Raw genomic sequence first — 24,615 nt, 5'->3', positions numbered from 1 at the left:
AATATTCCGGGTTCCCCCTGAAAGGACCCGTCCCGCGAGTCGTCATTCGGCGCTTTCACATTCAATTTCAGCGTCTGCTCGGGCAGAAGTGGTGGATAAACATGGCAGTTGAACTCCCGGAAGGTTACAAGCCCTCGGAAGACGAGGAATACATGAACCCGATGCAGCTGGAGTATTTCCGGCAAAAGCTCCTGACCTGGCGCGACCAGTTGATGACCGAGTCGGACTCGACCATCAATCACCTGCGCGAAGAAAACTGGCAGGAGCCGGACATCAACGACCGCGCCACGCTGGAATCCGACGCCGCGCTCGAGCTGCGCACCCGCGATCGCTATCGCAAGCTGATCAACAAGATCGACAAGGCGCTCAAGCGCATCAACGATGGCGATTACGGCTTCTGCGAGGAGACCGGTGACGAAATCGGCCTCAAGCGCCTGGAGGCCCGCCCGATCGCCACCCTGACGATCGAGGCCCAGGAGCGCCACGAACGCCTCGAGCGTGTCCAGCGCGATGATTGATGCCGGCCGCCGTCTCGCGGCCACCGCCCTGGCCATCGCCTTGGCCGCCGCGCTGGCACTCGCCGCCCTGCCGGCAGCCGCCGACACCCAGGTGCGGCTGAATACCAGCCACGGGGCCATCCTCGTCGAGCTGTTCGACGAACAGGCCCCGGCCACGGTCGACAACTTCCTCGCCTATGTCCGTGACGGCTTCTATGCGGACACCATCTTCCACCGCGTGATCCCGGGCTTCGTCGTCCAGGTTGGCGGCTATACCGCCGACTTCGAACGCAAGGCCACTCGGGCACCGATCGAGAACGAGGCCGACAACGGCCTGAAGAATCGGCGCGGCACGCTGTCGATGGCGCGCACCAACGACCCGGATTCGGCCACTTCGCAGTTCTTCATCAATCTCGCCGACAACGACTTCCTCGACCGCGCGACTGGCAAGCCCGGCTACGCCGTGTTCGGCCGCGTGATCGAGGGGCTGGACACCGTCGAGGCGATCGCCGCCATCCCGACCGGCGCAGCGGGTCCGTTCCGTCAGGACGTGCCCCGCGAGACCGTGCGGATCGAGTCGGCGGACATCGTCGAGCCGGCCGAATAACCGGCGTGCTTCAATCCCGCCGCCAGACCACGTCGACGGGCGCATGAACCACGAGCACCCCCAGGTCCGTTTCGTCACCCGCCCCGAGGAGCTCGCCGCGCTGATCGAGGCCATGAACATGGCCCACTACCTGCCGCTGGACACCGAGTTCGTCCGCGAGCGCACCTACTTTCCCCAGCTCGCCCTGCTGCAGATCGCCACCACCGATACCGTCTGGCTGGTCGACCCGATCGCCGGGCTTGACCTCACCCCTTTCTGGCATGAGTTGGTCGTGCGTGACACACCGGTGGTCCTGCACGCCGGCGACCAGGACCTCGATCTGATCCTCACGGCCGCCGGGCGACTGCCGCCGCAGGTGTTCGACACCCAGGTCGCCGCCGAACTGCTCGGCATCGGCGGCCAATTGAGTTACGCCGCCCTCACCGAGGCCCTGCTCGGCACCCGCCTGGACAAGGGCGAGACACGCAGCGACTGGCTCGCCCGCCCCCTGAGTGAGACACAGCTGAACTACGCCGTGCAGGACGTCGCCCAGCTCCACGCCCTCTACCCGCGACTCGAACAACGGCTGGACGAGACCGGGCGCCGCGACTGGATGACCGAAGAAATGGCACGGCAATGCGACCCGGCCCGCTTCACCCCCTCCGACGAGCAGCGCTGGCAAAAGATCCGCGGCGTCCAGACCCTTAACCGGGCCGGCCTGGCGGTGCTGCAGGTCCTTGCGGCCTGGCGGGAACGACTGGCGCGCGAACAGGACCGGCCACGCCGCTGGGTATGGGGCGATCAGGCCATGCTGGACTTGGCCCACGCCATCGCGCGGCAGGCCGCCAAGGCCGAGCAAGCGCCGAGCGCGGCGGCGATCACCGACCAGATCGCTCGTGCGCGATCCCCGTTTGGCCGGGACTCGAGCGCCCAAGACAAGTTAGGACAGGAGATTGCCGCCGCCCTGGGTGGCGATTGCGCCGACTGGCCGCGGCTGTCGCGTCCGCCGGCGATGCCGCCAGCGCAGCGCGAACTGGTAAAATCCCGGCAGTCGAAGCTGGTCGCCCTCGCCGAGGAGCAGGCCATCAGCCCTTCGCGGCTGGCCACCAGCGCCGAACTCAGACAACAGCTGGCCAATCCGGATCGGCCATCAAGGCTCACGCAGGGCTGGCGCGCCCAACTGCTCGCCCCAATCCTGCAGGCACCCGACTGAACCACGACCCGGAGGACTTTCCGCAGATGACCGACAACGAGATCATCGAGCTGATCCAGGCCGAACTGCCCGACGCCCGCGTACGTCCGGACGGTGAAGGCTGCAATTTCCGCATCGCCGTGACCAGCAGCGCCTTTGTCGGCAAATCCCTGCTGCAGCAGCACCAGATCCTCAATCGCATTCTCAAGCCGTCGCTTGATTCGGGCGAGCTGCATGCCGTCACCTACGACACGCGCACGCCCGACAGCTGATTCGATCCCGACTTGCGCCATTCGACGTGAGTCGCCCCCAGTGAATTGAACCGTTACGCGAGGGAACCTCATGGCCATCGACTCCAGCAACCGTGATCAGCTCGAGGCCGCCGCCTTCCGCCGGCTGGTGGCCCATCTGCAGGAACGCACCGACGTGCAGAACATCGACCTGATGAACCTGGCCGGCTTCTGCCGCAACTGCCTGTCTCGCTGGCTGCGCGAGGAGGCCGAGAAACAAGGCATCGACCTGGCGGATGCCGAGGCGCGCGAACACGTCTACGGCATGCCCTACGAGGAGTGGAAGGCCCGCTACCAGAAATAAGGCGGACCCAACGAAAGACGCCCGGACCAACATGGCCCGGGCGTTTTTGTGACTCGACGGGCAGCCCGCTTACATGAGTGCCGGCCACTCGCCATTGCCCAGCGCCTTGGCGGCCCGCTCGCGGTAGAAGTCGACCCCGGCATTCTGAAACGGCTGGGTGTCATTGGCGGTGATCACCCGGAACCAGCCGGTGTAGATGGCCAGCAACTCGTCGACACTGAATCCGGACACCTCGCGCGGATCACCGCTCTGCTGTGCAAGCTCGCCCAGCTGCTCGTCGAGGAGCTCGTGCAGGCGCACGATCACCGCCGCCAACGGGTCATCCCGGTGCTCGGGCGTGGTGCCGCCCAGCATGCGCGCGGCCCTCTCGACCGACTCGGGATAGGCCTCGAGCTTTGCCGCGACCTCGTCGAGCATCGGCGCCGCCTTTTGCAGGGCGCGCGATGCCGGCACCGGAAATCCCCGGCCCTGGGTCGATTCGACCTGCATCTTGCCGACCTCCATCGCCGCCACCATGCGCGGCAGGCCTACCTCCTCGGCGCGACGGATGGCCACGTCGAACCGGTCCGGCGTCATGCCCATGCCGCTGCCGAGGTACTTGAGATAGGCGATACTCAGGTTCTCACGCTTGAGATAGAGCTGGCTGCCACGCCGATAGGTCATCACCTCATCGGCCGGGAGACGCTGCTCGACCACCAGGTTCTCGGGGTCGTCGGAGACGATTGCCGCCCCGGAAAGGGGGGTGCCACCCGAGGGGTGGCAGGTGCCGCTCAGCGTCTTGCCCTTGCCGGTCTGGACCTTGTTGATCCGCAGGGTCAGGGTGCCATCATCATGCACCTGCTCCACAAAGCCCTCGGCGTACCCGTCGAGCTCAGGATTGGGTTCGAACATGGGCACGAACACCTTCTCGCCCACCTCGAAACTCGCGGCAGATGCCAAGCCGGCGAAGAGCAGCAGCGCCACACCCCCGGCGGTGAGGCCGGTCACACGCGCCATACGCCGGGTGACCGGTTGGGTGATTCGCTCACGCAGCCACTCACCGATAATGGCGGGCACGCCCATGCCAATCGTCCGCCCCGCTGAAAGGGAGATCCACATTATCGTTACCTCGAAATACCTGTTTTCCAAGCACGCCAGGCCGCCTTGGGTCACGCTTTGGGTCACCGAGAGACCAGCGGCCTCTCGCCGCGTTCACCCCGCAACGAATCAAGAGACCACCGCATGAAGCCCCAGGTGCTCGAACGAATGAACGACGCCCACGGCCCCATCGAGGTGATCGAGCAGGGCGGCGAGGTCGCGCTCCAGTTCGGCAATCCCACCGCGCAGTCGGCGTGGCGCCCGGAGCAGCCGGAGCAACTCTGCTTCGCCTACTACCGGGCCATGATGCTGCCGCTGGCGCTGCATCCGCACCCCGCCCGTATCGGGCTGCTGGGGTTTGGGGGCGGCGTCCTGGCGAAGTTTCTTCTCGAACATACCGAGTCTAGCATCCACGCCGTCGATCTGCGCCCCGCCCTCGGTCCCATTGCCGCACGTCACTTCGGGCTGGACCTCGACCACCCCCGGCTGGACCTGCGGTTTGCCGACGTCAGCTCGCCGGACTGGGAGCCGACGGCGCCCCTGGATGTCGTGCTGATCGACCTGTTCGACCAGGACGGCATGATCCGCCTGCCGGATGAAACGGTCGCCCGCCTTAACGCGGCGATCGCCCCCGGCGGCATCATCTGCCTCAACCTGTGGCGCAATCACATGCCGGCGGTGGTCGAGGCCCATCGGCAACTCTCGGCCCATTTCCACCCGGACGCCCTGGTCGCCCACGTGCCGGACAAACTCAACACCGTGATGACCTACCGGCGGGAGGCCTGGCAGCCCGGCGATCTGGAGAACGGCCTGCGGCGGCTCACCCAGGAAAGCGCGCCACTGCGCCGCGCCCAGGCGCAGGCATGGCAATGGCTGCAACCCCTCCGGGGTCAGCGTCGATAGCCGACGATCACGAGCAGCACGAGGGGACAGGCTCCGGGCAACGATTGCCCGGGTCCAGACGAAGAAAGGCCCGCCATGGAAGGCGGGCCTTTCGGGATGTGGCGCAGCGGACGGGACTCGAACCCGCGACCCCCGGCGTGACAGGCCGGTATTCTAACCAACTGAACTACCGCTGCTTATAGAGATGATGGTGGGTGGTGAGAGGCTCGAACTCCCGACCTAAGCCTTGTAAGGGCTCCGCTCTACCAACTGAGCTAACCACCCGATGGAGCGGGAAACCGGATTCGAACCGGCGACCCCAACCTTGGCAAGGTTGTGCTCTACCAGCTGAGCTATTCCCGCGCATCTCTCGCGACCGATCGCTCGACCGCGTTTGCTAGAGCGCGCATTATACAAACCCGGATTCGTGACGCAACCCCCTGGGGGCGCGGATGACGAAAAAATTTCATCCCCCCGGTCACCGGATCAGCCATCCCATTGATCACAGGCAACAAATCCGCTCCCAAGGATGGCGTGACCGGAGGCAAAGAACCGCTGACATCAACCCGGCAGACGCTCCCCACCACCAGACGGCGCAGCCGCCCCTTCGCGAGGAGCAGGCCGATCGGCGTCGGCGGATGGCTCGTACAGCCCGATCAGGACCCAGCCCGGCCCCGGCCGCTGGCTGAGTTCGTCACTCAGGGGCCGCAGGTTGCCGTTGGGCGTGATGCCGAACAGCAACTCACCGCGCCCCTCGTAATGGGCGAGGTATTCGCTGTAGCCGAAGTTCTCGGTCAGGCGGGTGCTGAACAGCTCGGCACCGGCCTCCACCAGGCGAAACAGGTGTCCCAACGACACGTCCTCGCGGAACAGGCCGCGGGCATTGAACTGGGTGGTGATCCGCTGGTTGTCCGACCCGGCCACCTCCTGCGGGGTCTGCAGCACGAAGACGTTCGACTGACCGAACTCGTGGCGATAGCGCACCGCCGCGAGATTGTTGACTTCCGACTGCGCCGACATGGCGAACATCTGGCCGATACCGACCAGGTCCAGCTTGCGGTCGGCCGCCTCGGAGACGGGGTTGCCGTAATAGGTCTCCAGCCCGTCCATGCGCGCCTGGCGGATCTCGCTGTAGTTGCCATCGGCCATCACCACGCGAAAGCCATGTTTTTTCAGCACCTTGGCGATCTCGCGCGTGACGCGATTGGCGCCAACGATCAGCACACCGTGATCCTCGGGCAGCGCGATATCCAGGGCCCTTGCCAGCGGACGGGCGGTCAGCGAGGCCAGCACCACGGTGCCGACGATAATGATGAAGGTCAGCGGCACGATCACCTCGGCGCCCTCGAGTCCCTGTTCGACCAGCTTGAGCGCAAACAGGCCCGAGACGGCCGCGGCGACGATACCGCGCGGCCCGATCCAGGCGATCATGGTCTTCTCGCGCCAATTCAACCCGCTGCCGATCGCCGACAACCAGACCTTCAGCGGCTGGGCGACGAACACGATCGCGGCGAGCACCAGCAACGCCCCGAAGCCCACCTGACTCAGGGTGGCCGGATCGATGCGGGCCGCCAGCAGGATGAACAACCCGGAGATGAACAGGATGCTCAGGGTTTCCTTGAAATGCAGGATGTCGTCGAGCGGCACGCCGCGCATGTTGGCCAGCCAGATGCCCATCACGGTCACCGCCAGCAACCCGGATTCCTCGGCGAGCACGTTGGAGGCGGTGAAGACAGCCAACACGGCGGCCAGCACGGTCACGTTGATCAGGTAGTCCGGCAGGGCATGACGCGCCAGCAACTGGCCGAGCAGCCAGCCACCCGCGACACCCAGCACGATGCCCAGCCCGACCAGCTCCAGGAACGGCAGCACCACCCCACCGAGGCCCGCCGCCCCAGTCTGCGACTGGGTAACGATGAATTCGTAGACGAGCACGGCGAGCAAGGCACCGATCGGATCAATGATGATCGCCTCCCAACGCAGGATCTTGCTGACCCGCGGGCTGGGACGAACGATGCGCAGCAGCGGCGCGATCACCGTCGGCCCCGTCACCACCACCAGCGCGCCGAACAGGAAGGCGATCGGCCAGCCCAGCCCGACAAACCAGTGCGCCGCGGTGGCCGCCACCCCCCAGGAAATCACCGCCCCCAGCGAGACCATGCGGACGATGGTGGAGGAGACGCCCTGTATTTCCCGAAACCGCAGGGTCAGGCTGCCCTCGAACAGGATCACGCCGACGGCCAACGACACGATCGGGAACAGCAGGTCACCGAACAACTCGTCGGGGTTGAGCAGGTCAAAGGCTGGTCCGAGCGTGATACCGATCAGCAAAAGGAACAGGATCGCCGGCACCTTCACTCGCCAAGCGAGCCACTGGGCGGCGATGCCCAGCACCACGATGGCGGTCAGGGAAAGAAGAATCGTGTCGTGCATCAAGCCGCTCGTTGGGAACCAGCCCGCATGATAGACGCTATTCGCCCCGGTGGACGAATCCCCCATGGGCGACATCGGAGCCTTTCGGCGAGAACACAGACCCGACCTACCACGTTCAGCACGACTCGTAGGTAACGGATCACACACCCCCGTCGCGAACGACCAACCACAAAAAAACCCGGGGCTAACCCGGGCTGCTGCAATGGTCGGTTGCCCGTCGCGCCACGGCCGGCGCGACGGACGTAACGAACGGCTTACGGATGGATATAGGCCCAGCCTTTCATCTGCTGGTCGGCCAGATAAGCCACGCCCGACGCGACGATATCCGACTCGTCGGTGTAGTACAGATCGCTTACTTCCAGGTCACGCCCTCGAAGAGTGTTCGCGCAGACCTTGAACTCGACGCCATTGGCCTTGAGATTGTCGATGGCCGCGGCGAGCTGCGGGTCCTTCTTGGCCCCGGTCATCATGGCAATGCCGCCACCGTGCACCACGACCTCGATCTCGGTCTCGGGACCGGAAGGAGAGTTGACGTGGTTGGTCGCATTACGCAGCCCGGCCTTGATGGTGTTCATGTCGGCCTTGTTGAAGTGATAGACCACCTGCTTGGTCTTCTCGGTCTCCGCCATGGCGCTATTGGCCTGCAGGGCCAGCGGCGCGGCGATGATCAGGGCGAGCATGGTGAACAGTTTTTTCATGGTTTTCCTCCTTCGTGTCCAAAACCAGTGAACTCACCGTACGCCCCGAATACCTGAGCGTGGAAGTCGAAAATTTTTATTCGACGAGCACAATTACAAATCAAAGCAGTTGCGAATATTCGCAACCATTTTCTTAAGAAAACAACCAGATACGAAGGAATGCATAAGAAAAGGCATCCCTGAGACGCAAAAGGCCCGTCGCGGGACGGGCCTTTCCGGGCAGCGAGGAAGCCGGCGTCAGGCGTCGTTGTTCCCCCGCGTGACGAGGCCCTTTTGCCGGGAGAAGTCGAGCATGCGCTGGATCGACTCGACCGCCTTGACGCGGATCGCCGGGTCGACGGTGATCTCGTGACCTTCGGGGTGCTTGAGGGCATCGCGCACGCTGACCAGGCCGTTCATCGCCATCCACGGGCAGTGGGCACAGGAAACGCAGGTCGCCGAGCGACCGCCGGTGGGCGCCTCGATCAGGGTCTTGCCCGGTGCAGCCTCGGCCATCTTGTGGAAGATGCCGCGGTCGGTCGCCACGATCAGGGTCTCGTTGGGCAGCTCGGTGGCCGCCTTGATCAGCTGCGAGGTCGAGCCGACCCGGTCGGCCATCTCGACCACCGCCTCGGGCGATTCCGGGTGCACCAGGATGGCCGCCCCGGGGTGCTTTTCCTTGAGCTCGGCGAGCGCGTCGGCGCGGAACTCGTCGTGGACCACGCAGGAACCTTCCCAGAGCAGCATGTCCGCGCCGGTCTGGTCGCGAATATAGCGCCCCAGGTGCTTGTCCGGGGCCCAGAGGATCTTCTCGCCGCGCTCCTTGAGGTGCGTGACGATCTCGAGGGCGTTCGAGCTGGTGACCACCCAGTCGGCGCGCGCCTTCACCTCGGCCGAGGTGTTGGCGTAGACCACCACCGTGCGGTCCGGATGCGCGTCACAGAACGCGGTGAATTCCTCGGGCGGGCAGCCCAGATCCAGCGAGCACTCGGCGTGCAACTCGGGCATCAGCACGCGCTTTTCCGGGCTGAGGATCTTGGCGGTCTCGCCCATGAAGCGCACCCCGCAGACCACCAGCGTCTGCGCCTCGTGCTCGGCACCAAAGGCGGCCATGTCGAGCGAATCGGACACCCGGCCGCCGGTTTCGTCCGCCAGGATCTGCAGGTCCTCGTCGACGTAGTAATGCACCACCAGCACGGCGTTCTGCTCGGCCAGCAGCTCCTTGATCTCGGCACGCAGGGCCTCACGCTCCTCGGCGGTCACCGGGGCCGCCGGCTTGGAGGCCAGCGCGATGCGGGCGATCTCGGGCTCAAGAGCGACGGGGATCTCGCGCGCGGCGCGATCGGATTGGGCATTCGCGGTCATACGGCCTCCCGGGAAGGGCGGCTCACCGGTCGAAGCCGGCGGCCAACGAAAAAGGCGATGTCACCCATGAGTATGGACGACACCGCCGTTTGCAAGCGAGGGACTCAGCCCTTGTCGTCCTGGTTTTCCTTGCTTTCCTTGGGCGGCAGACGCAAGCGAATCGACAGATCACGCAGGGCGGCCGGGTCGACCTCGCTCGGGGCATCGGTGAGCAGACAGGCCGCCGACTGGGTCTTCGGGAAGGCGATCACGTCGCGGATCGAGGTCGCGCCGCTCATCAGCATCGCGATCCGATCCAGGCCGAAGGCCACCCCGGCCATCGGCGGCGCGCCGTACTTGAGCGCGTCGAGCAGGAAACCGAACTTGTCCTGCGCCTCGGCCTCGTCGATGCCGAGCTGCGCGAACACCCGCTGCTGCAGGGCCGGGTCGTGGATACGCACCGAGCCGCCGCCCAGCTCGTAGCCGTTGAGCACGAAGTCGTAGGCGCGCGAGCGCACGTTCTCCGGATCGGATTCGAGCTGGTCGACATCATCCGGGTGGGGCGCGGTGAACGGGTGGTGCAAGGCGTAGTTGCGGCCGTCCTTCTCGTCGTACTCGAACATCGGGAAGTCGACCACCCACAGCGCCTTGTAACCGTGTTCGACCAGGTCGAGATCGTGACCGAGACGCACGCGCAGGGCGCCCAACGCCTCGTTGACGATCTTGGTCTTGTCGGCGCCGAAGAAGATCAGGTCGCCGTCGGCCGCGCCGGTGCGCTCCATGATGCCGGCGATCGCCTCGTCGGTGAGGAACTTGAGGATCGGCGACTGCAGGCCCTCGCGACCGGCGGCCGCGTCGTTGACCTTGACGTAGGCCAGGCCCTTGGCGCCAAAGATCGAGACGTACTTGGTGTAGTCGTCGATCTGGCTGCGCGGCATCTTGCCGCCTTGCGGGACATGCAACGCGGCGACGCGACCACGCGGGTCGTTGGCCGGACCGGAGAAGACCTTGAAGTCGACGTCCTTGACCAGATCGGCCACGTCGACCAGTTCCAGCGGGATACGCAGGTCAGGCTTGTCGGAGCCGAAGCGACGCATGGCATCGGCCCAGGTCAGGCGCGGCAGCGGATCGGGCAGCGCAACCTCGACCGCCTCGATGAAGAGATGACGCATCATCTCCTCGATCAGGTTCATGACCGTCTCCTCGTCGGCGAAGCTCATCTCCAGGTCGAGCTGGGTGAACTCCGGCTGACGGTCCGCGCGCAGGTCCTCGTCGCGGAAGCACTTGACGATCTGGTAGTAACGCTCGAGCCCCGAGACCATCAGCAATTGCTTGAACAGCTGCGGCGACTGCGGCAGGGCAAAGAACTCGCCCGGGTGGGTACGCGAGGGCACCAGGTAGTCGCGCGCCCCCTCCGGGGTGGCCTTGGTGAGCACCGGCGTCTCGACGTCGATGAAGCCGGCATCGTCAAGGTAGCGGCGCATGGCGCTGGTCACCCGGTGACGCAGGCGCAGGCGATCGAGCATTTCCGGGCGACGCAGGTCGAGATAGCGGTAGCGCAGGCGCACGTCCTCGGAGACGCGCTCGTCGTCGAGCTGGAACGGCAGCGGCTCGGCGCGGTTGAGCACGGTCAGGGCGAGGCCAAGCACCTCGATCTGGCCCGAGCGGATATTGGGGTTCTCGGTGCCCTCGGGGCGATTACGCACCCGGCCACGCACCTGGATGACGAACTCGTTGCGCAGCGTTTCGGCAACACCGAACATCTCGGGGTCGTCCGGATCGAACACCACCTGCACCAGGCCATCCCGGTCGCGCAGGTCGACGAAGATCACGCCACCGTGGTCACGGCGCCGGTTGACCCACCCGACCAGCTCGATTTCCTGGTCGAGCAGCGCCTGGTCGACTTGTCCGCAGGTATGTGTCCGCATCGGCATCGTCATCAAATCCGTCATGGTGAAAAGCCCGCTATGGTAGCGCCAGCCGCGGGATTTTTCGAGCGCGACCGGCGGGCTCAACCCTCGTCGCGTGAATCCGCCCGACCAAGGTACGGCTCGGGCGGCGCGGTATCGAGCACACGCCCATCGGCATCGCGACGCGGCGGAAGGACCACGCCCAGCGACACCACCATGCGAAAGCCTTCCTCGACTGTCATGTTCAATTCGACCAACTCCGAGCGCGGCACCATGATCACGAACCCCGAGGTGGGGTTGGGCGCGGTGGGCACGAACAGCGTCACCAAATGTTCCTCGATGCGGTCCTGCACCTCGCCGATCGGCTCACCCGAGACGAACGCGATCGACCAGGCGTTGCGGCGCGGGTATTCGACCAGCACCACCTCGCGAAACGAGCGCGAGTCCTGCGAGACAAAGGTCTCGATCACCTGTTTGACCGCCGAGTAGATGCTGCGCACCAGCGGAATACGGTTGAGCAGCCGTTCCCAGGCGTGAATCAGGCTGCGACCGAGGATATTGGCCACCAGGGCACCGGTCAGCAGCACGATCACCACGGCGAAGAACGCCCCCATCCCCGGCAGCTCGAACCCAAGCACCGCTTCCGGGCGATACGACGGCGGCAGCAGGACGATGCTCTTGTCCATGAACGAGATCAGGGCGTTGACCACCCAGAAGGTGACCGCCAGCGGCGCCCAGACCAGAATGCCGGCGATCAGCCAGCGGCGCAGGGTGAGAAAGCGCCCGCCCTTGCCGGGCTTGCCCTCCTCGTCCGGCGGCTGCGGCTGCTCGCTCATGCGCCCGCCACGGGAAGCAATGGCCGCAGCCACGAGGCAATCGCCGCCAGCAACGCCAGGGCGGCGAGCAGCGTGAACAATTGCCGCAACCGCTGGTACGACCACCCCACCGGCAGGCTGTCGAGCCAGTGGCGGTCGATCTGCCAGGAAACGATCAGCAGCAGGAACAACAGCGAGAGCGAGAGCACCGCCCAGGGCAGCATCGCCGCCACCCAGGCCACCAGCACCAGCAACGCCCCCCAGGCCAGGCGATGACGCGCATCACCGACCAGCAACGCGCGCTCGGCGGGCGTGGTCGCCAGTACCACGCCCCAGTGGATCGCGCCCAGAAAGCCCAGCATCACCGCCGCGTAGGCGGACAAGGCATCGAGTGCATGGGCCGACCAGGCCGGCGTGCCCAGCCACGCCAGGGCCGCCAGGGCCCAGAACGGGATCAGCAAGCCGAGCGCGAGCAGGTAGGCGGTGGTACGCATTCCGATCTCCTTTGCCCCGGGGCCGTGCTTACGCCGGTCGGCGCGATGAACCTGCCATCATTCTAGGGAAACTCTGCACGGTTCGATAGCGTCTCTGCGGGATCGCCAAGGGTCCAGATGCAAGGCGCAGTCCGCCGTGAAGGGCCGCCGCCCTTCTCAAGGGCTGCAACGCCGCAGATGGGGCCTTGGCGCCCCGCCCGGACGGGGCTTGCCAGAGATGCCATCGAATCGCGCAGAGTTTCCCTGGACCAAGCCCTCGCCGGAACAACCATCCAGAAACGACATCGCCCGGGAAGCCCCGGGCGATGGATGGCTCTCAGGCACGGGTCGGGTCAACCCGTGTTGAACTTGCTCACCTGGCGCGACAGCTCGTGCGCATAGCGCGCCACCGATTCGCCGGCCTCGGCGGTTTCCTGAGCGGCCTGAGCGTTTTCGCTGGTGGTCTCGCTCATGTGCTCGATGCTGGTCTTCATCTCGCCGGACACCGCGGTCTGCTCCTCGGCGGCCGCGGCGATGCGCGTGCTCATGTCCTCGAGCCGCTCGAAGGCCGAGGCGATCTCGTTGAGCATGCGGTCGGCCTGGGTGACGGCCTCGAGGCTCTTGTTGCTCACCTCGCGCCCGGAGGTCATTGCGTCGACCGCCTCGCCGGCCCCTTCGCGCAGCCGGGCGATGATGTCGGTGATTTCACGGGTCGAATCCTGGGTGCGGTTGGCCAGCGAGCGCACCTCCTCGGCGACCACGGCGAAGCCGCGACCCTGCTCGCCGGCACGCGCCGCCTCGATGGCCGCATTCAGCGCCAGCAGGTTGGTCTGCTCGGCGATCGAGCCGATGACATCCAGCACCTTGCCGATCGACTGCGACTGCTCGGAGAGATTGGCCACGATGCCCTCGGCACGGGTCAGCACCTCATCGAGTTCCTCGGCGTTGCGGGCACTGCCGTTGACCTGACCCAGACCGTCATGGAGCTGGCGATTGGCCTGCTGCACGGCCGAGCTGGCCTCCTCGGCGCCGCGGGCGACCTCTTCGGCCGCCTCCAGGGTCTGGCCCATGCCGGTCATCAGCGAATCGATCGCCGCCTCTTCGCGCTTGGCGCCTTCACGACCGCGCCGCGAGGCACGCTCGAGGCTTTCCGAGGCATCGGACATGGCCGACGACGAGCGAGCCACCTCGCGCACCAGGTTCTGGGCGGTGTCGGCGAAGGTGTTGAAGGCCGCGCCCACCTGGGCGATCTCGTCGTTGCCCTCGGCCGGCAGCCGCTGGGTCAGATCACCGTCGCCTTCGGCGATGTCGCGCATCCGGTTGGCGATGTGCTGCAACGGCCGGGAGATGGTCAACACCGACAGCCAGGCCAGCAGGCCGACCACGAACATCCCCGCGACCACCGAGCCGATCTGCCAGTTGCTGGTCGACTCCAGTGCCGCCATCAGGCTCTTGGAACGCTCCGCGATCTCGCCACGCTCGCGCTGGACAATCGACTCGACACTCTCCTCGATCTCCTTGAACACCGGCGTCAATTCGGTCCGCACCAGATAGGCGTCCATGCGCCACTTCTCGGAGGCATGGATGTCAAAGGCGCGGTTGGCCGCCTCGATGAACTGCGGCAACTTCTCGTTGAGCTGCTCGACGGAATCAAGCTGCTCGAAGGTGAGCAGGTAGTCGTACTCGTCGGCGATCTTCTGGGAGCGCTCGAGGGCCTGGTTGGCGTAGAGGTTGAAGTTCTCGCGCAGGGCCGGAGAGCGGAAGGAAATGAAGCCGCGCAAGCCGGCGACCACGTTGCCCCAATCCGCCTGCAGGCGCGCCAGATCCATCACCAGTCGGCGGCGGGAGTAGCGACTGGCATCGGCGTTTTCCTCGGCGTTGAGCAGCTGGCCGAGCAGGCCCGATATCTCGCGTTGCAGCGGGTTGGCATGGACGTTGGCGTACTGCATGCCCGGGTTGTTGGCCGCCTCGTCGCCGGAAATGGCGATGATCTTCTCGGCCGTCGCGGTAAATCGGTCGAGTTGCTCGTCGAGCTTGCCGCCCGCGTTGTCGCGGTAGCGCGCCAGTTCGGCCCGCGCCGCCTCAACCTTTTCCAGGGCATCACGGAAGCGGGCGAGATCCTCGTCACGCTGGCTCTGCAGGTAGAAACCCAGCGCACCGACCCCCCGCTCGACCTGGATGCGGATCGTGTCGGCGGCAAAGGCCGCGGGCTGACCGCGCTCGACCACTTCCTCGACCTCGTGGGCCACCTTGTTCATGTTCACCATGGTGAGCACGGCTATGGCGACCATCAGGGCCAGTATCAACGCGAACCCGAGCAGGTTCTTCTGCGACAAACTGAAACGACTCAACCAACCTTGCATCTGCTCCTCCTGCCCTCATTCCTATATCAGGACGGGCTGATTCCCGCGCGATTCTTGTGGGTAAACGTTGTTATCGACCCGCGGGACAAAAACTTGATGCCCGCGCCTGTTTTTCGCGCAGACATTCGCTGACCAACGCCAACATCCCGTCAGTTACCGACGACGCTCATCAGGAACGCCACGAACCCGGCCACGGCAAGCAGGATCAATGCCACTCCCAGCCACTCCTCGCGCGAGCCCTTGCGGCTGGCCGCCATCATCGGCTTGATCCGCGGCAACAGGAACAGCAGCACCGCGCCCAGCAGGACGGCCATGCCGATCTTCATCCAGAGATCCATCACGTCACTCCCTTCGGCCCAGGCAAATGGGCCCACATTCAGGTGATCACATACAAGAAGACCCCTTGCGCGAGGCAAGGGGTCCGGTCTGCTGACCAAAGCACATGACCCGGCCTGGCAAGCCGGGTCGGGCAAGCGCCCCTCGCGTCAGTCGTTCTGGTTCATCCCCAGCAGGCTGAGCAGGTGCACGAACAGGTTGAAGATGTTCAGGTACAGACTGACGGTCAACAGCAGGTAGTTGTCCTCGCCACCGTTCACCATCCGACCGGTGTCGTAGAGGATAAAGCCGCTCATCAGGAGCACGACCGCCGCGGAGATCGCCATGGACAGCGCCGGGATCTCGAGGAAGATGTTACCCAGCATGGCGGCGAGCACCACGACCAGGCCGACCACCAGAAAACCGCCCATGAAGGAGAAGTCACGGCGCGAGACCAGCGCATACCCCGACAGGCCCAGGAAGATCGCACCGGTGCCGCCCAGCGCGGTCATCACGATCTGCCCGCCGTTGGGCAAGGCGAGGTAGTGGCTCAGCATCGGGCCCAGCCCGAAACCCAGCAGGCCGGTGATGGCGAAGACCACCCCCAGCCCGGCGGCCGAATGCGCGGTACGCGGCAGGACGAACCACACCAGCGCCAGCGCGCCACCCAGGGTGAGCAGCGAGGTCCAGCCCGGCACGCCGGCCAGCAGGGATACCGTCGCCATCAGCGCCGAGAACAGCAGCGTCAGCGACAGCATCATGTAGGTGTTGCGAATGACCTTGTAGGTCTCGAGCTGGGAGACCCCCGTCTGAACGGTGGCCTGATTCTCGAATGCCATGCAACCTCACCTCGTCTCTGGTATTCATGTGATTCGGAAGTTGATCCCGGAGTATAAGTGCTGTGAACTCAGGCGCAATCGCCCGACCTGATTCCAAGGAGCCGCCTCGTGTCCAACCTCGCCACTCACCCCCGTCGTGTCCTGATCACCGGCTGTTCGTCCGGGATCGGGCGACGCGCCGCCGAGAGGCTCGCCGAGCGAGGGCACCACGTGGTCGCCAGCCTGCGCAACCCGGCCGATCTGGCCAACTGGCCGCATCCCCACATCCCGGCCGTCCACCTGGACCTGGATGACACGGCATCGATCCACGCGGGGCTGGCGGCGGCGGTCGAGGCGGCCGGCGGTCCGATCGAGGCGCTGTTCAACAACGGCGCCTACGGTCAGCCGGGCGCCGTCGAGGACTTGAGCCGCGACACCCTGCGTGCGCAACTCGAGACCAACCTGCTCGGCACGGTGGAACTGACCAACCAGGTCATCCCGTCGATGCGGGCGGCCGGGTTTGGCCGCATCGTGCAGAACAGCTCCGTGCTGGGGGTCAGCGCCCTGGCGTTTCGCGGCGCGTATGTGGCCTCGAAGTTCGCGCTCGAGGGCATCAGCGACACCCTGCGCCTGGAACTGGCCGGCAGCGGCATCGATGTCGCGCTGATCGAGCCCGGCCCCATTACCTCGCGTTTCCGCGCCAATGCCCAGCGGGCCTTCGAGGCGAATATCGACTGGCAACACTCGGTGCACCACGAGGCCTACGAACGTCAGCTGGAACGCCTGAAGACCCCCGGGCCGGCCGCGCCGTTCACCCTGCCGCCCGAGGCCGTGGTCCGCCGCGTGATCCACGCGATCGAATCGCGCCGGCCGAAGGCGCGTTATCCGGTGACCGTGCCGACCTACCTGTTCGCCGTGCTCAAGCGCCTGTTGACGACAAGGGCCATGGATCGGGTGCTGATGCGCGCCTCGGGTGGCGGCAAGCGCTGATGAACGCGCTCGGCTCGCTGCTCGACTCACCCGTAGCGCAACTCTACGTCCTGATCGAGTGGACGATCCGGCTGGCCGCCCTGTTCATCGTGCCGTTGCGCCGACCACCCGCCGCCGCAACGGCCTGGCTGCTGCTGCTCTTTTTCCTGCCGATCGTCGGACTGGTGATGTATCTGCTGGTGGGCCGCCCACGGATTTCCCGCGATCGCGCCGAGAAGATCGCCCATCTGACGCACATCCTGCGCCCGATCACCGACCGGCTCGCCCGAGCGGAACCTCAGGGCAGCGGCAACCTGCCGGCGCGGTTTGCTGCGGTCGATCAGATGGTGCGTCGCTGGCGCCAGTTCCCGCTGTTCGACGGCAACCGCATCGGCCTGATCGATTCGATGGACGCCTTCGCCGCCGAGCTGGTACGCGAGATCGATGCGGCACAGGACCATGTCCACCTGACCTTCTACATCGCCGCGATCGACCGGGCCACCCGCCCGGTGTTCGATGCCATGCAACGCGCGGCGGCGCGGGGCGTGACGGTCCGGCTGATCGTCGACGACTTCGGCTCCAAGGAAAACATGCGGCATCTGCGGCGACTCGCCCGCCGCGGCATCGCGGTCGGCCGGGCGTTCCCGCGCTCGAAACTGCCACGCAAGTCGGCCCGCTTCGACCTGCGCAACCACCGCAAGCTGGTGGTGATCGACGGGCAGGTGGGTTACGCCGGTTCAATGAACCTGGTGCGCCCGGAATTCGGCCGCGGGCAGTCCTACGAGGATCTGATGCTGCGCATCGAGGGGCCGGTGGTGCTGGAGCTGCAGGCCATCTTCGCCGGCGACTGGTACCTGGAAACGGGCCTGCTGCTGGACACCGAGCGCTATTTCCCGGCACCGGTCACCGCCGGACACGAATCTTGCGTCGGCCTGCCCAGTGGCCCCGAATACCCCGAGCCACTGCTGCAGCGACTGCTACTGGGCCTGTTGCATGCCGCCACCGAGCGGGTCGAGATCGTCACGCCGTATTTCGTCCCCGACGAGTCGACCCTCGATGCACTCAAGGCCGCCGCCCGCCGAGGGGTGCATTGCGAGCTGATCCTGCCCGAATCGCTCGATCACCCGCTGGTACAACTGGCGCAGGAATCCTATTTCGACGAGCTGCTCGAGGCCGGGGTGAACATCCGGCGTCATCCCACCCGCCTGCTGCACAGCAAGATCACCCTCTGCGACGGCCGGCTCTCCCTGGTCGGCAGCGCCAATCTCGACGTGCGCTCCTCACTGATCAACGCCGAACTGGGCCTGCTGTGCTACTCCAGCGAAACGGCCGCCCGATTGGCCGACCAGATCGAGACCTACCGACGCGCCTGCCCGCGGCTCAGCCGCGAGCAATGGGACGAACGCGGCCGCGGCCGCGTCCTGGCGCAGAACCTCGCCCGGCTGACCTCGCCCCTGCTCTGAATCAGCCGGCACCACGGAATCCCGTCGGTGCAAACGAAAACGGCGCCCGAAGGCGCCGTTCAATCAAGCTCTTTACCCGTCGGTTGGCGGGATGCTCAGCGGCTGGCCGCCCGTTGATCAAGGGCAACCAACATCCGGTCCTGCGCCCGCAACTCCTTCGACAGCTCACGCGCGGCGACCAACTCCTCGTCATCCATTTCGCCGAGGAACGATTTCATCAACTCGTCTGCCGCCCGGTGACCGTTCTCCACCAGCGGGCTGAGCAGGCCGTAGGCCGCGACGTAGTCGGGCTCATCCAGACCCAGCCCGTGGGCGTACATCATGCCGAGGTTGTAACGGGCCACGGTGTGTCCCTGGGCCGCCGCTTCGCCATACCAGTGCAAGGCCTTTTCGTAGTTCGGCTCGACGCCCTCTTCGCCCAAGTAGAGCGCAGCCAGGTTGCTCTGGGCTCGCGCGTAACCTTCCTCGGCAGCCCGGGCAAACCAGTCGAGTGCCTTGGCACGGTCCCGGTCGACACCCTGGCCCTGGAAGTACATGGTTCCGACCGCCAGCTGGCTGGGGGCGAAACCGGCATCGGCCGCCGCCCGGTACCAGCGCAGGCCGAGCTCGTAGTTCTTCTCGACCATCTTGCCGTTGCAGTACATGTGGCCCAGGACGTACTGGGCGAAGATGTCGCCCTTCTCGGCCTTGGGCAGCCAGTGCTCGACACCGCCGTTTTCGTAGAGATCCTGCGCCACCGCCGCCGGCAGGTCGGCCGCCTGCGCCGACACCGACAGGGCCAACCCGCCGGCTGCCAGCGAGAATGCCAGCGCCCGCGCCACGCGGCCGGCGCCAAATGTATTGATGCGTTTCATGATCCCTGCCCTCGCTCTGCTCCGATTCAGGGGACAAGCATGCCCCTGAAATTGCGGAAATTCAATTACAAAATAGCACGCCGAGTGACTGATTTCGAAGGAAAAAATATCCCCGGATTCGCATATTCGCGCATCCGCACGCACTGATGAAACGCCCCTTTGGCAGCCTGACGGTCGGCTCAACCACTCAGTGGGCGATCGCCAGTTGAAAGGCGAACATCGCCATGAACGACAGCACCACCACCGTGCCCACGGAAGAGGCCGTCAGCCCGCGATTGGCATCGGGCAACAACTCGGCGAACACCATCCAGATCATCGCCCCGGCGGCCAGACCCAGCCCCATCGGCAGAAAGGGCTCGAAGGCGGTGACGAACAGGTAGGCGGGGATCGCCATCAGAGGCTGGGGCAGGCTGGAGAAGATCGCCCAGCCGGCGGCCTGCCAGACCGGCACGCCGCGCGGCACCAGCACCAGGGCGATGGCCAGCCCTTCCGGAATGTTGTGCACGGCAATCGCCGCCGTGATGAACAGGCCCAGGTCCTCGCCGCCGCCATACGAGACCCCGACGCCCACCCCTTCGGCGAAGGAATGGATGGTCATCACCCCGACGATCATCAGGGCCTTTTTGGCATCCGCCCCGTGCAGATCACTGACATCCGGGGTGTCATGTCGATCGAGCCAGCGATCGGCGAGCACGACCAGGACCAGGCCCGATGCCATCCCCAGCAACACGCGCCAGGAACCGATCGCGCTGCCCTCGGCGACCAGGCTGTGGCTGGCCGCCAGCATCAGGCCGGCGGCCAGGGCGGCGCCCACCGCCAGCCAGCGCTCGTTCACGTGCCGAGCGAAGGCGAGCGGAATCGCGCCCAGCCCGGTGGTCAGCGCCGTGATCAAGGCGGCGATAAAGACGGTCAGCAGGCTGACTTCAAATGTCATCGGATAATCCGGGTTGAGTGACCGGAAGAGACTGTAGACGCTACCACCCCGATCAGCCCGCCGGTGACCAACCGAGATCGAGCTCGCCCAACGGCAGACTCTTTCGGGCCTCGAGCCCCGAACAGGTCACACCCAGCAGCCGAATCGGCCGGCGACCGGCCTCGGTGTCATCGAGCAGCCCCGGCAACGCGCCCAGCAACTCCCCCGCCGACGACAACGGCCGCGTGAAGGTCCGCCGGCGGGTGATCTGGGTGAAATCCGCGTACTTCACCTTCAGCGTGACCGTGCGGGCGACAAGCTCGCGCCCCGCCAGATCGCGTGCGACCCGCTCGACCAGCGGGGGCAGGGCCGCCTCGACCTCGACGCGGTCGTTCAGATCGCTCGCGTAGGTGGTCTCGTGACCGAGCGACTTGCGCTCGCGCCGGCTCTGAACCGGGCGTTCGTCGATACCGCGAGCGATCTGATAGTAATGCCGCCCCGCCTTGCCGAACCACTCGACCAGCTCGTGGAGTTCGTGTCGTCGCAGATCGCCGCCGGTGTAAATGCCGTGCGCCTTCATGCGCCGCTCGGTCGCCGGACCGACACCGTGGAAATCGCCCACTGGCAGCGTTTCGATGAATGCCGGTGCGGCCTCGGGGTCGATCAGGTAAAGGCCATCGGGCTTGTCCACGTCCGAGGCGAGCTTGGCGAGAAACTTGTTGTAGGACACGCCCGCCGAGGCGATCAGCCCGGTGGTCTCGCGGATCGCCGCCTTGATCTCGCCGGCCATCAGGGTCGCCGAACCGCGACAGGTCGGGCTGTCGGTCACATCGAGATACGCCTCGTCCAGGGACAGCGGCTCGATCCAATCGGTGTAGCGGCGAAACACCGCATGGATCTGGCGGGAAACCGCGCGATAGACATCGAATCGGGGGCGCAGGAAAACCAAATCGGGGCAGGCGCGGGCAGCGCGGGCGGCCGGCATCGCCGAATGAATACCGAACCGCCGTGCCTCGTAGCTCGCCGCCGCAACGACGCCGCGCCCGGCCGGATCGCCACCGACCACCACGGGCCGGCCGCGCAACTCGGGCCGATCACGCTGCTCGACCGAGGCATAGAAGGCGTCCATGTCGACATGAATGATCTTGCGCACGCAAAGCCTCCGGCACGACGAACGAACAGCATAACGCCGTCTCGAAACGAAAAACCCCCGATCCGGGGGATCGGGGGTTTCGGGAATCGTGGTGGCCAGAGAGGGAATCGAACCCCCGACACGGGGATTTTCAATCCCCTGCTCTACCAACTGAGCTATCTGGCCATGTCGGCCTGTCTTTCCCGGCGGCCGGAGCGCATCAGGCGCCGTCGCCGGGCGACGAGGCTGCGCATTTAACGGTAAAATCGACGCGCGGTCAACCCCGTCGGGAGCGGACTGAAAACCAACGACCCCAGTCGTTTTCCGCCCAGAGGCTGACGCGCCGCGGCGGGCATTGTATGCTCCCAGTTCGGGAACGCTTCCCGTTAAACCCAATCTCAACCGCCCGAGACGCGAACCCAACATGGCCGCACGCACCGCGCAGATCCGCCGCGAGACCAACGAGACCCGCATCTCCCTCGAGATCAACCTCGACGGCGAGGGCAAGGCCCGCCTGGAGACCGGCGTCCCGTTCTTCGAACACATGCTCGACCAGATCGCCCGCCACGGGCTGATCGACATCACGCTGACCTGCGACGGCGACACCGAGATCGACGACCACCACACGGTCGAGGACTGTGGCATCGTGCTCGGCCAGGCGGTGGCTCAGGCGGTCGGCGACAAGCGCGGCATTTACCGTTACGGCCACGCCTACGTGCCGCTGGACGAAGCCCTCTCGCGGGTGGTGATCGATCTCTCTGGACGCCCGGGACTGGAGTTCCACTGCGACTTCACCCGCGCGCTGATCGGCCGCTTCGAGACCGAGCTGGTCGAGGAATTCTTCCGCGGCTTCGTCAACCACGCCAACGCCACGCTTCATGTCGACAACCTGCGCGGGCGCAACGCGCACCACCAAGCCGAGACCATGTTCAAGGCCTTCGGCCGGGCACTGCGCATGGCATTGAGCGCCGATGAACGCCAGGCAGACGTCGTTCCGTCGACCAAGGGTTCGTTGTAATGCAGATCGCCGTCGTCGACTACGGCATGGGCAACCTGCGCTCGGTGGTCAAGGCCATCGAGCACGTCGCCCCGGACGGCGCCCACGTGGTGCTGACCGATGCCCCCGAGGCGATCCTTGAGTCCGAGAAGGTAGTTTTCCCTGGCCAGGGTGCCGCGGCCCAGTGCATGGCCAAGCTGCGTGAACGCAACCTGCCCGAGGCCCTGCGCGAGGCGGCGCGGACCCGACCGTTTCTCGGCATCTGCATGGGCATGCAGGTGCTGCTCGACCGCTCCGAGGAAAACGAGGGCGTCGACCTGATGGGTTGGTTCCCGGGACAGGTCAGGCGCTTTCGCCCCGAAGACGAGGCGCTCAAGGTGCCGCAGATGGGCTGGAACCAGCTGCATCAGACACAGGATCATCCGTTGCTTGACGGCATCCGCCAGGACGCCCGCTTCTACTTCGTGCACAGCTACTACTGTGAGCCGAGCAACCCGGCGCATACGGTGGCGACCGCCGACTACGGCCTGACCTACTGCGCCGCGCTGGCCGACGATTACGTTTTCGCCATCCAGGCCCACCCGGAGAAGAGTGCCGAAGACGGCCTCAAGCTGCTGGCCAATTTCACCCGCTGGAAAGGCGCGAGACCCTAAGTCTGCCCATTCCGAACCAAGCGCACATCGAGGACGCCAGACCAATGCTCTTGATCCCCGCCATCGATCTGAAGGAAGGCAAATGCGTACGCCTGCGCCAGGGACGCATGGAGGATGACACCGTCTTTTCCGACGACCCGGTCGCCGTGGCCGGTCGCTGGGTGGAGGCCGGCGCACGTCGCCTGCACCTGGTTGACCTCGACGGCGCCTTTGCCGGCAGCCCCAAGAACCGCGAGGTCATCAAGGCCATCTGCGAGGCTTACCCGGACCTGCCGATCCAGGTCGGCGGCGGCATCCGCGACGAGGCGACCATCGAGCAGTACCTCGAACTGGGTGTGGACTACGTGATCATCGGCACCAAGGCCGTCTCCGAGCCGCACTTCGTCGAGGATGTCTGCCTGGCCTTTCCCGGGCACATCATCATTGGCCTGGACGCCCGGGACGGCAAGGTGGCCATCGACGGCTGGTCGAAGCTGTCCCACCACGACATCCACGACATGGCTCAGCGCTTCGAGCAGGATGGTGTGGCCGCGATCGTGTTCACCGACATCTCGCGCGACGGCATGATGCAGGGCGCCAACATCGAGGCCACCCGCGATCTGGCCAAGTCGGTACGCATCCCCATCATTGCCTCGGGCGGCGTGACCGACATGAGCGACATCGACCTGCTGATCGATGCCGCCGATGACGGCGTCTCCGGTGCGATCATCGGCCGGGCCCTCTACGAAGGCAGCATCGACCTGCGGGAAGCGCAGAAGCGCATCGACGATCGCGCGGGCATCCCGCCGTTCTCCGAGTAAGCCATGGGCCTCGCCAAGCGCATCATTCCCTGCCTGGACGTGGCGGAAGGCCGCGTGGTCAAGGGAGTGCAGTTCGAAGGCCTGCGCGATGCCGGTGACCCGGTCGAGGCGGCGCGCCGCTACAACCAGGCCGGCGCGGACGAACTGACCTTCCTCGACATCTCCGCCTCCCACGAGGGCCGCGAGACCATGCAGCACGTGGTCGAGGCGGTCGCCGCCGAGGTGTTCATCCCGCTGACCGTCGGCGGCGGCATCCGCACGCTGGCCGACGTGCGTCGCCTGCTGCACGCCGGCGCCGACAAGGTCTCGATCAATACCGCCGCGGTGCGCCATCCCGAGCGGATCAAGGAAATGGCCGACGCGGTGGGCTCGCAGTGCATCGTGGTAGCCATCGACGCCCGGCGCGTCTCCGGCGAGGACGAGCCGCCGCGGTGGGAAATCTTCACCCACGGCGGGCGCAAGCCGACCGGCCTGGACGCGATCCGCTGGGCCAGGTACATGGCCGAGCTGGGCGCCGGTGAACTGTTGGTCACCAGCATGGACCGCGACGGCATGCAGCAGGGCTTCGACCTGGCGCTGACCCGCGCGATCAGCGATACCGTACCGATCCCGGTGATCGCCTCCGGCGGCGTCGGCAACCTCGAGCACCTGGTCGAGGGCATCACCGAAGGTCACGCCGATGCCGTGCTTGCCGCGAGTATCTTTCACTTCGGCACCCACAGTATCGCCGAGGCCAAGGCCGTCATGGCCGAGGCCGGCATCGAGGTTCGCGACTGACCAGGATTGAGCCGTCGGCTCTGACGGTTTTTTCGCCATCCCTGATATACTCCGGCGCCGGCCCCCGGCCCGCCCACCGCT

At 65.9% G+C, this 24,615-nt stretch carries 25 protein-coding genes and 4 tRNA genes; 12 read left to right on the top strand and 17 right to left on the bottom strand.

The window, feature by feature from the left end:
• The first annotated feature begins 101 nt into the window (after nt 1-101).
• The 5 genes from dksA (at nt 102) to SR882_RS01685 (ending at nt 2,869) form a co-directional block, all read left to right on the top strand.
• On the top strand, nt 102-518 hold the full coding sequence (gene dksA / locus SR882_RS01705; protein ID WP_136866804.1) for an RNA polymerase-binding protein DksA: 417 nt from the start codon (nt 102-104) through the stop codon (nt 516-518).
• Nucleotides 511-1,104 carry a peptidylprolyl isomerase gene (locus SR882_RS01700; RefSeq protein WP_407653360.1) on the top strand — a complete coding sequence of 198 codons (594 nt, stop codon included), beginning with the start codon at nt 511-513 and terminating at the stop codon, nt 1,102-1,104. The genes dksA and SR882_RS01700 overlap by 8 nt, the downstream gene beginning before the upstream one ends.
• A 43-nt stretch (nt 1,105-1,147) precedes the next feature.
• Nucleotides 1,148-2,296 carry a ribonuclease D gene (locus SR882_RS01695; RefSeq protein WP_322521626.1) on the top strand — a complete coding sequence of 383 codons (1,149 nt, stop codon included), beginning with the start codon at nt 1,148-1,150 and terminating at the stop codon, nt 2,294-2,296.
• A 26-nt stretch (nt 2,297-2,322) separates the two neighbouring features.
• Nucleotides 2,323-2,547 (top strand): BolA/IbaG family iron-sulfur metabolism protein, encoded by a 225-nt coding sequence (locus SR882_RS01690; protein ID WP_158611835.1) that lies wholly within the window; start codon nt 2,323-2,325, stop codon nt 2,545-2,547.
• A 76-nt stretch (nt 2,548-2,623) separates the two neighbouring features.
• Nucleotides 2,624-2,869, top strand: coding sequence for a DUF1244 domain-containing protein (locus tag SR882_RS01685; RefSeq protein WP_322522372.1), 246 nt, complete (start codon nt 2,624-2,626; stop codon nt 2,867-2,869).
• A gap of 69 nt (nt 2,870-2,938) precedes the next feature.
• Here the strand turns inward: SR882_RS01685 and SR882_RS01680 are convergent, their stop codons facing one another.
• On the bottom strand, nt 2,939-3,967 hold the full coding sequence (locus SR882_RS01680) for a hypothetical protein (protein ID WP_322521625.1): 1,029 nt from the start codon (nt 3,965-3,967) through the stop codon (nt 2,939-2,941).
• Between the two features lie 123 nt (nt 3,968-4,090).
• Here SR882_RS01680 and SR882_RS01675 point away from each other — a divergent pair, with 123 nt between their 5' ends.
• Nucleotides 4,091-4,849, top strand: coding sequence for a spermidine synthase (locus SR882_RS01675; RefSeq protein WP_322521624.1), 759 nt, complete (start codon nt 4,091-4,093; stop codon nt 4,847-4,849).
• A 99-nt stretch (nt 4,850-4,948) separates the two neighbouring features.
• On the opposite strand, the gene SR882_RS01670 is transcribed toward SR882_RS01675, so the two are convergent.
• The 12 genes from SR882_RS01670 to SR882_RS01615 all read right to left on the bottom strand — a co-directional run bounded on the left by SR882_RS01670 (nt 4,949) and on the right by SR882_RS01615 (nt 15,997).
• Nucleotides 4,949-5,025 (bottom strand) — tRNA-Asp (locus tag SR882_RS01670).
• A gap of 12 nt (nt 5,026-5,037) precedes the next feature.
• Nucleotides 5,038-5,113, bottom strand: a tRNA-Val gene (locus SR882_RS01665).
• Between the two features lie 2 nt (nt 5,114-5,115).
• Nucleotides 5,116-5,191: transfer RNA gene (locus tag SR882_RS01660), tRNA-Gly, on the bottom strand.
• 198 nt (nt 5,192-5,389) lie between these two features.
• A complete protein-coding gene (locus tag SR882_RS01655; protein WP_322521623.1) occupies nt 5,390-7,261 on the bottom strand; it encodes a cation:proton antiporter in 1,872 nt (623 codons plus the stop codon).
• A 254-nt stretch (nt 7,262-7,515) separates the two neighbouring features.
• The gene (locus SR882_RS01650; protein WP_322521622.1) at nt 7,516-7,959 is read right to left on the bottom strand and encodes a DsrE family protein; all 444 of its coding nucleotides are present in this window, start codon (nt 7,957-7,959) and stop codon (nt 7,516-7,518) included.
• A gap of 237 nt (nt 7,960-8,196) precedes the next feature.
• Nucleotides 8,197-9,303 (bottom strand): quinolinate synthase NadA, encoded by a 1,107-nt coding sequence (nadA, locus tag SR882_RS01645; protein ID WP_322521621.1) that lies wholly within the window; start codon nt 9,301-9,303, stop codon nt 8,197-8,199.
• 104 nt (nt 9,304-9,407) lie between these two features.
• Complete coding sequence (aspS, locus tag SR882_RS01640; protein ID WP_322522371.1) at nt 9,408-11,210, bottom strand: aspartate--tRNA ligase; 1,803 nt, start codon at nt 11,208-11,210, stop codon at nt 9,408-9,410.
• Between the two features lie 83 nt (nt 11,211-11,293).
• Entirely contained in the window at nt 11,294-12,028 is a 735-nt protein-coding gene (locus tag SR882_RS01635) for a DUF502 domain-containing protein (RefSeq protein WP_322521620.1), read from the bottom strand.
• Nucleotides 12,025-12,501 (bottom strand): DUF3429 domain-containing protein, encoded by a 477-nt coding sequence (locus SR882_RS01630; RefSeq protein ID WP_322521619.1) that lies wholly within the window; start codon nt 12,499-12,501, stop codon nt 12,025-12,027. The genes SR882_RS01635 and SR882_RS01630 overlap by 4 nt, the downstream gene beginning before the upstream one ends.
• 332 nt (nt 12,502-12,833) lie before the next feature.
• Entirely contained in the window at nt 12,834-14,843 is a 2,010-nt protein-coding gene (locus SR882_RS01625; protein ID WP_322521618.1) for a methyl-accepting chemotaxis protein, read from the bottom strand.
• Between the two features lie 149 nt (nt 14,844-14,992).
• Entirely contained in the window at nt 14,993-15,181 is a 189-nt protein-coding gene (locus tag SR882_RS01620; protein ID WP_322521617.1) for a hypothetical protein, read from the bottom strand.
• A 147-nt stretch (nt 15,182-15,328) separates the two neighbouring features.
• Entirely contained in the window at nt 15,329-15,997 is a 669-nt protein-coding gene (locus SR882_RS01615) for a Bax inhibitor-1/YccA family protein (RefSeq protein ID WP_322521616.1), read from the bottom strand.
• Between the two features lie 108 nt (nt 15,998-16,105).
• Here SR882_RS01615 and SR882_RS01610 point away from each other — a divergent pair, with 108 nt between their 5' ends.
• Nucleotides 16,106-16,966, top strand: coding sequence for an SDR family NAD(P)-dependent oxidoreductase (locus tag SR882_RS01610; protein ID WP_322521615.1), 861 nt, complete (start codon nt 16,106-16,108; stop codon nt 16,964-16,966).
• Nucleotides 16,966-18,408 carry a cardiolipin synthase gene (gene cls / locus SR882_RS01605; RefSeq protein ID WP_322521614.1) on the top strand — a complete coding sequence of 481 codons (1,443 nt, stop codon included), beginning with the start codon at nt 16,966-16,968 and terminating at the stop codon, nt 18,406-18,408. Before SR882_RS01610 ends, cls begins: the two co-directional genes overlap by 1 nt.
• Before the next feature lie 95 nt (nt 18,409-18,503).
• Here the strand turns inward: cls and SR882_RS01600 are convergent, their stop codons facing one another.
• The 4 genes from SR882_RS01600 to SR882_RS01585 form a co-directional block, all read right to left on the bottom strand.
• Entirely contained in the window at nt 18,504-19,262 is a 759-nt protein-coding gene (locus SR882_RS01600; protein ID WP_322521613.1) for a tetratricopeptide repeat protein, read from the bottom strand.
• A gap of 187 nt (nt 19,263-19,449) precedes the next feature.
• A complete protein-coding gene (locus SR882_RS01595; protein ID WP_322521612.1) occupies nt 19,450-20,196 on the bottom strand; it encodes a ZIP family metal transporter in 747 nt (248 codons plus the stop codon).
• A 52-nt stretch (nt 20,197-20,248) separates the two neighbouring features.
• Entirely contained in the window at nt 20,249-21,328 is a 1,080-nt protein-coding gene (gene dinB, locus SR882_RS01590; RefSeq protein WP_322521611.1) for a DNA polymerase IV, read from the bottom strand.
• 89 nt (nt 21,329-21,417) lie between these two features.
• A tRNA-Phe gene (locus SR882_RS01585) sits at nt 21,418-21,493 on the bottom strand.
• Between the two features lie 238 nt (nt 21,494-21,731).
• Between SR882_RS01585 and hisB the strand changes: the two genes are divergently transcribed.
• From hisB to hisF, 4 genes are read left to right on the top strand one after another with little or no spacing between them, the layout of a single operon-like run.
• On the top strand, nt 21,732-22,325 hold the full coding sequence (hisB, locus tag SR882_RS01580; protein WP_322521610.1) for an imidazoleglycerol-phosphate dehydratase HisB: 594 nt from the start codon (nt 21,732-21,734) through the stop codon (nt 22,323-22,325).
• Nucleotides 22,325-22,957, top strand: a complete 633-nt coding sequence (gene hisH, locus SR882_RS01575) for an imidazole glycerol phosphate synthase subunit HisH (protein ID WP_322521609.1) — start codon at nt 22,325-22,327, stop codon at nt 22,955-22,957. The genes hisB and hisH overlap by 1 nt, the downstream gene beginning before the upstream one ends.
• Before the next feature lie 44 nt (nt 22,958-23,001).
• Nucleotides 23,002-23,757: a 1-(5-phosphoribosyl)-5-[(5-phosphoribosylamino)methylideneamino]imidazole-4-carboxamide isomerase gene (gene hisA / locus SR882_RS01570; protein ID WP_322521608.1), complete on the top strand. Its 756-nt coding sequence runs from the start codon at nt 23,002-23,004 to the stop codon at nt 23,755-23,757.
• A 3-nt stretch (nt 23,758-23,760) separates the two neighbouring features.
• The gene (gene hisF, locus SR882_RS01565; protein ID WP_322521607.1) at nt 23,761-24,534 is read left to right on the top strand and encodes an imidazole glycerol phosphate synthase subunit HisF; all 774 of its coding nucleotides are present in this window, start codon (nt 23,761-23,763) and stop codon (nt 24,532-24,534) included.
• Nucleotides 24,535-24,615 lie beyond the last annotated feature (81 nt).

Origin of the sequence: Guyparkeria halophila (assembly GCF_034479635.1) — a bacterium.
GTDB classification, from domain to species: Bacteria; Pseudomonadota; Gammaproteobacteria; order Halothiobacillales; family Halothiobacillaceae; genus Guyparkeria; species Guyparkeria halophila.
The sequence above is the reverse complement of the archived record's forward strand: the minus strand, read 5'-3'. Positions and strand labels throughout refer to the sequence as shown.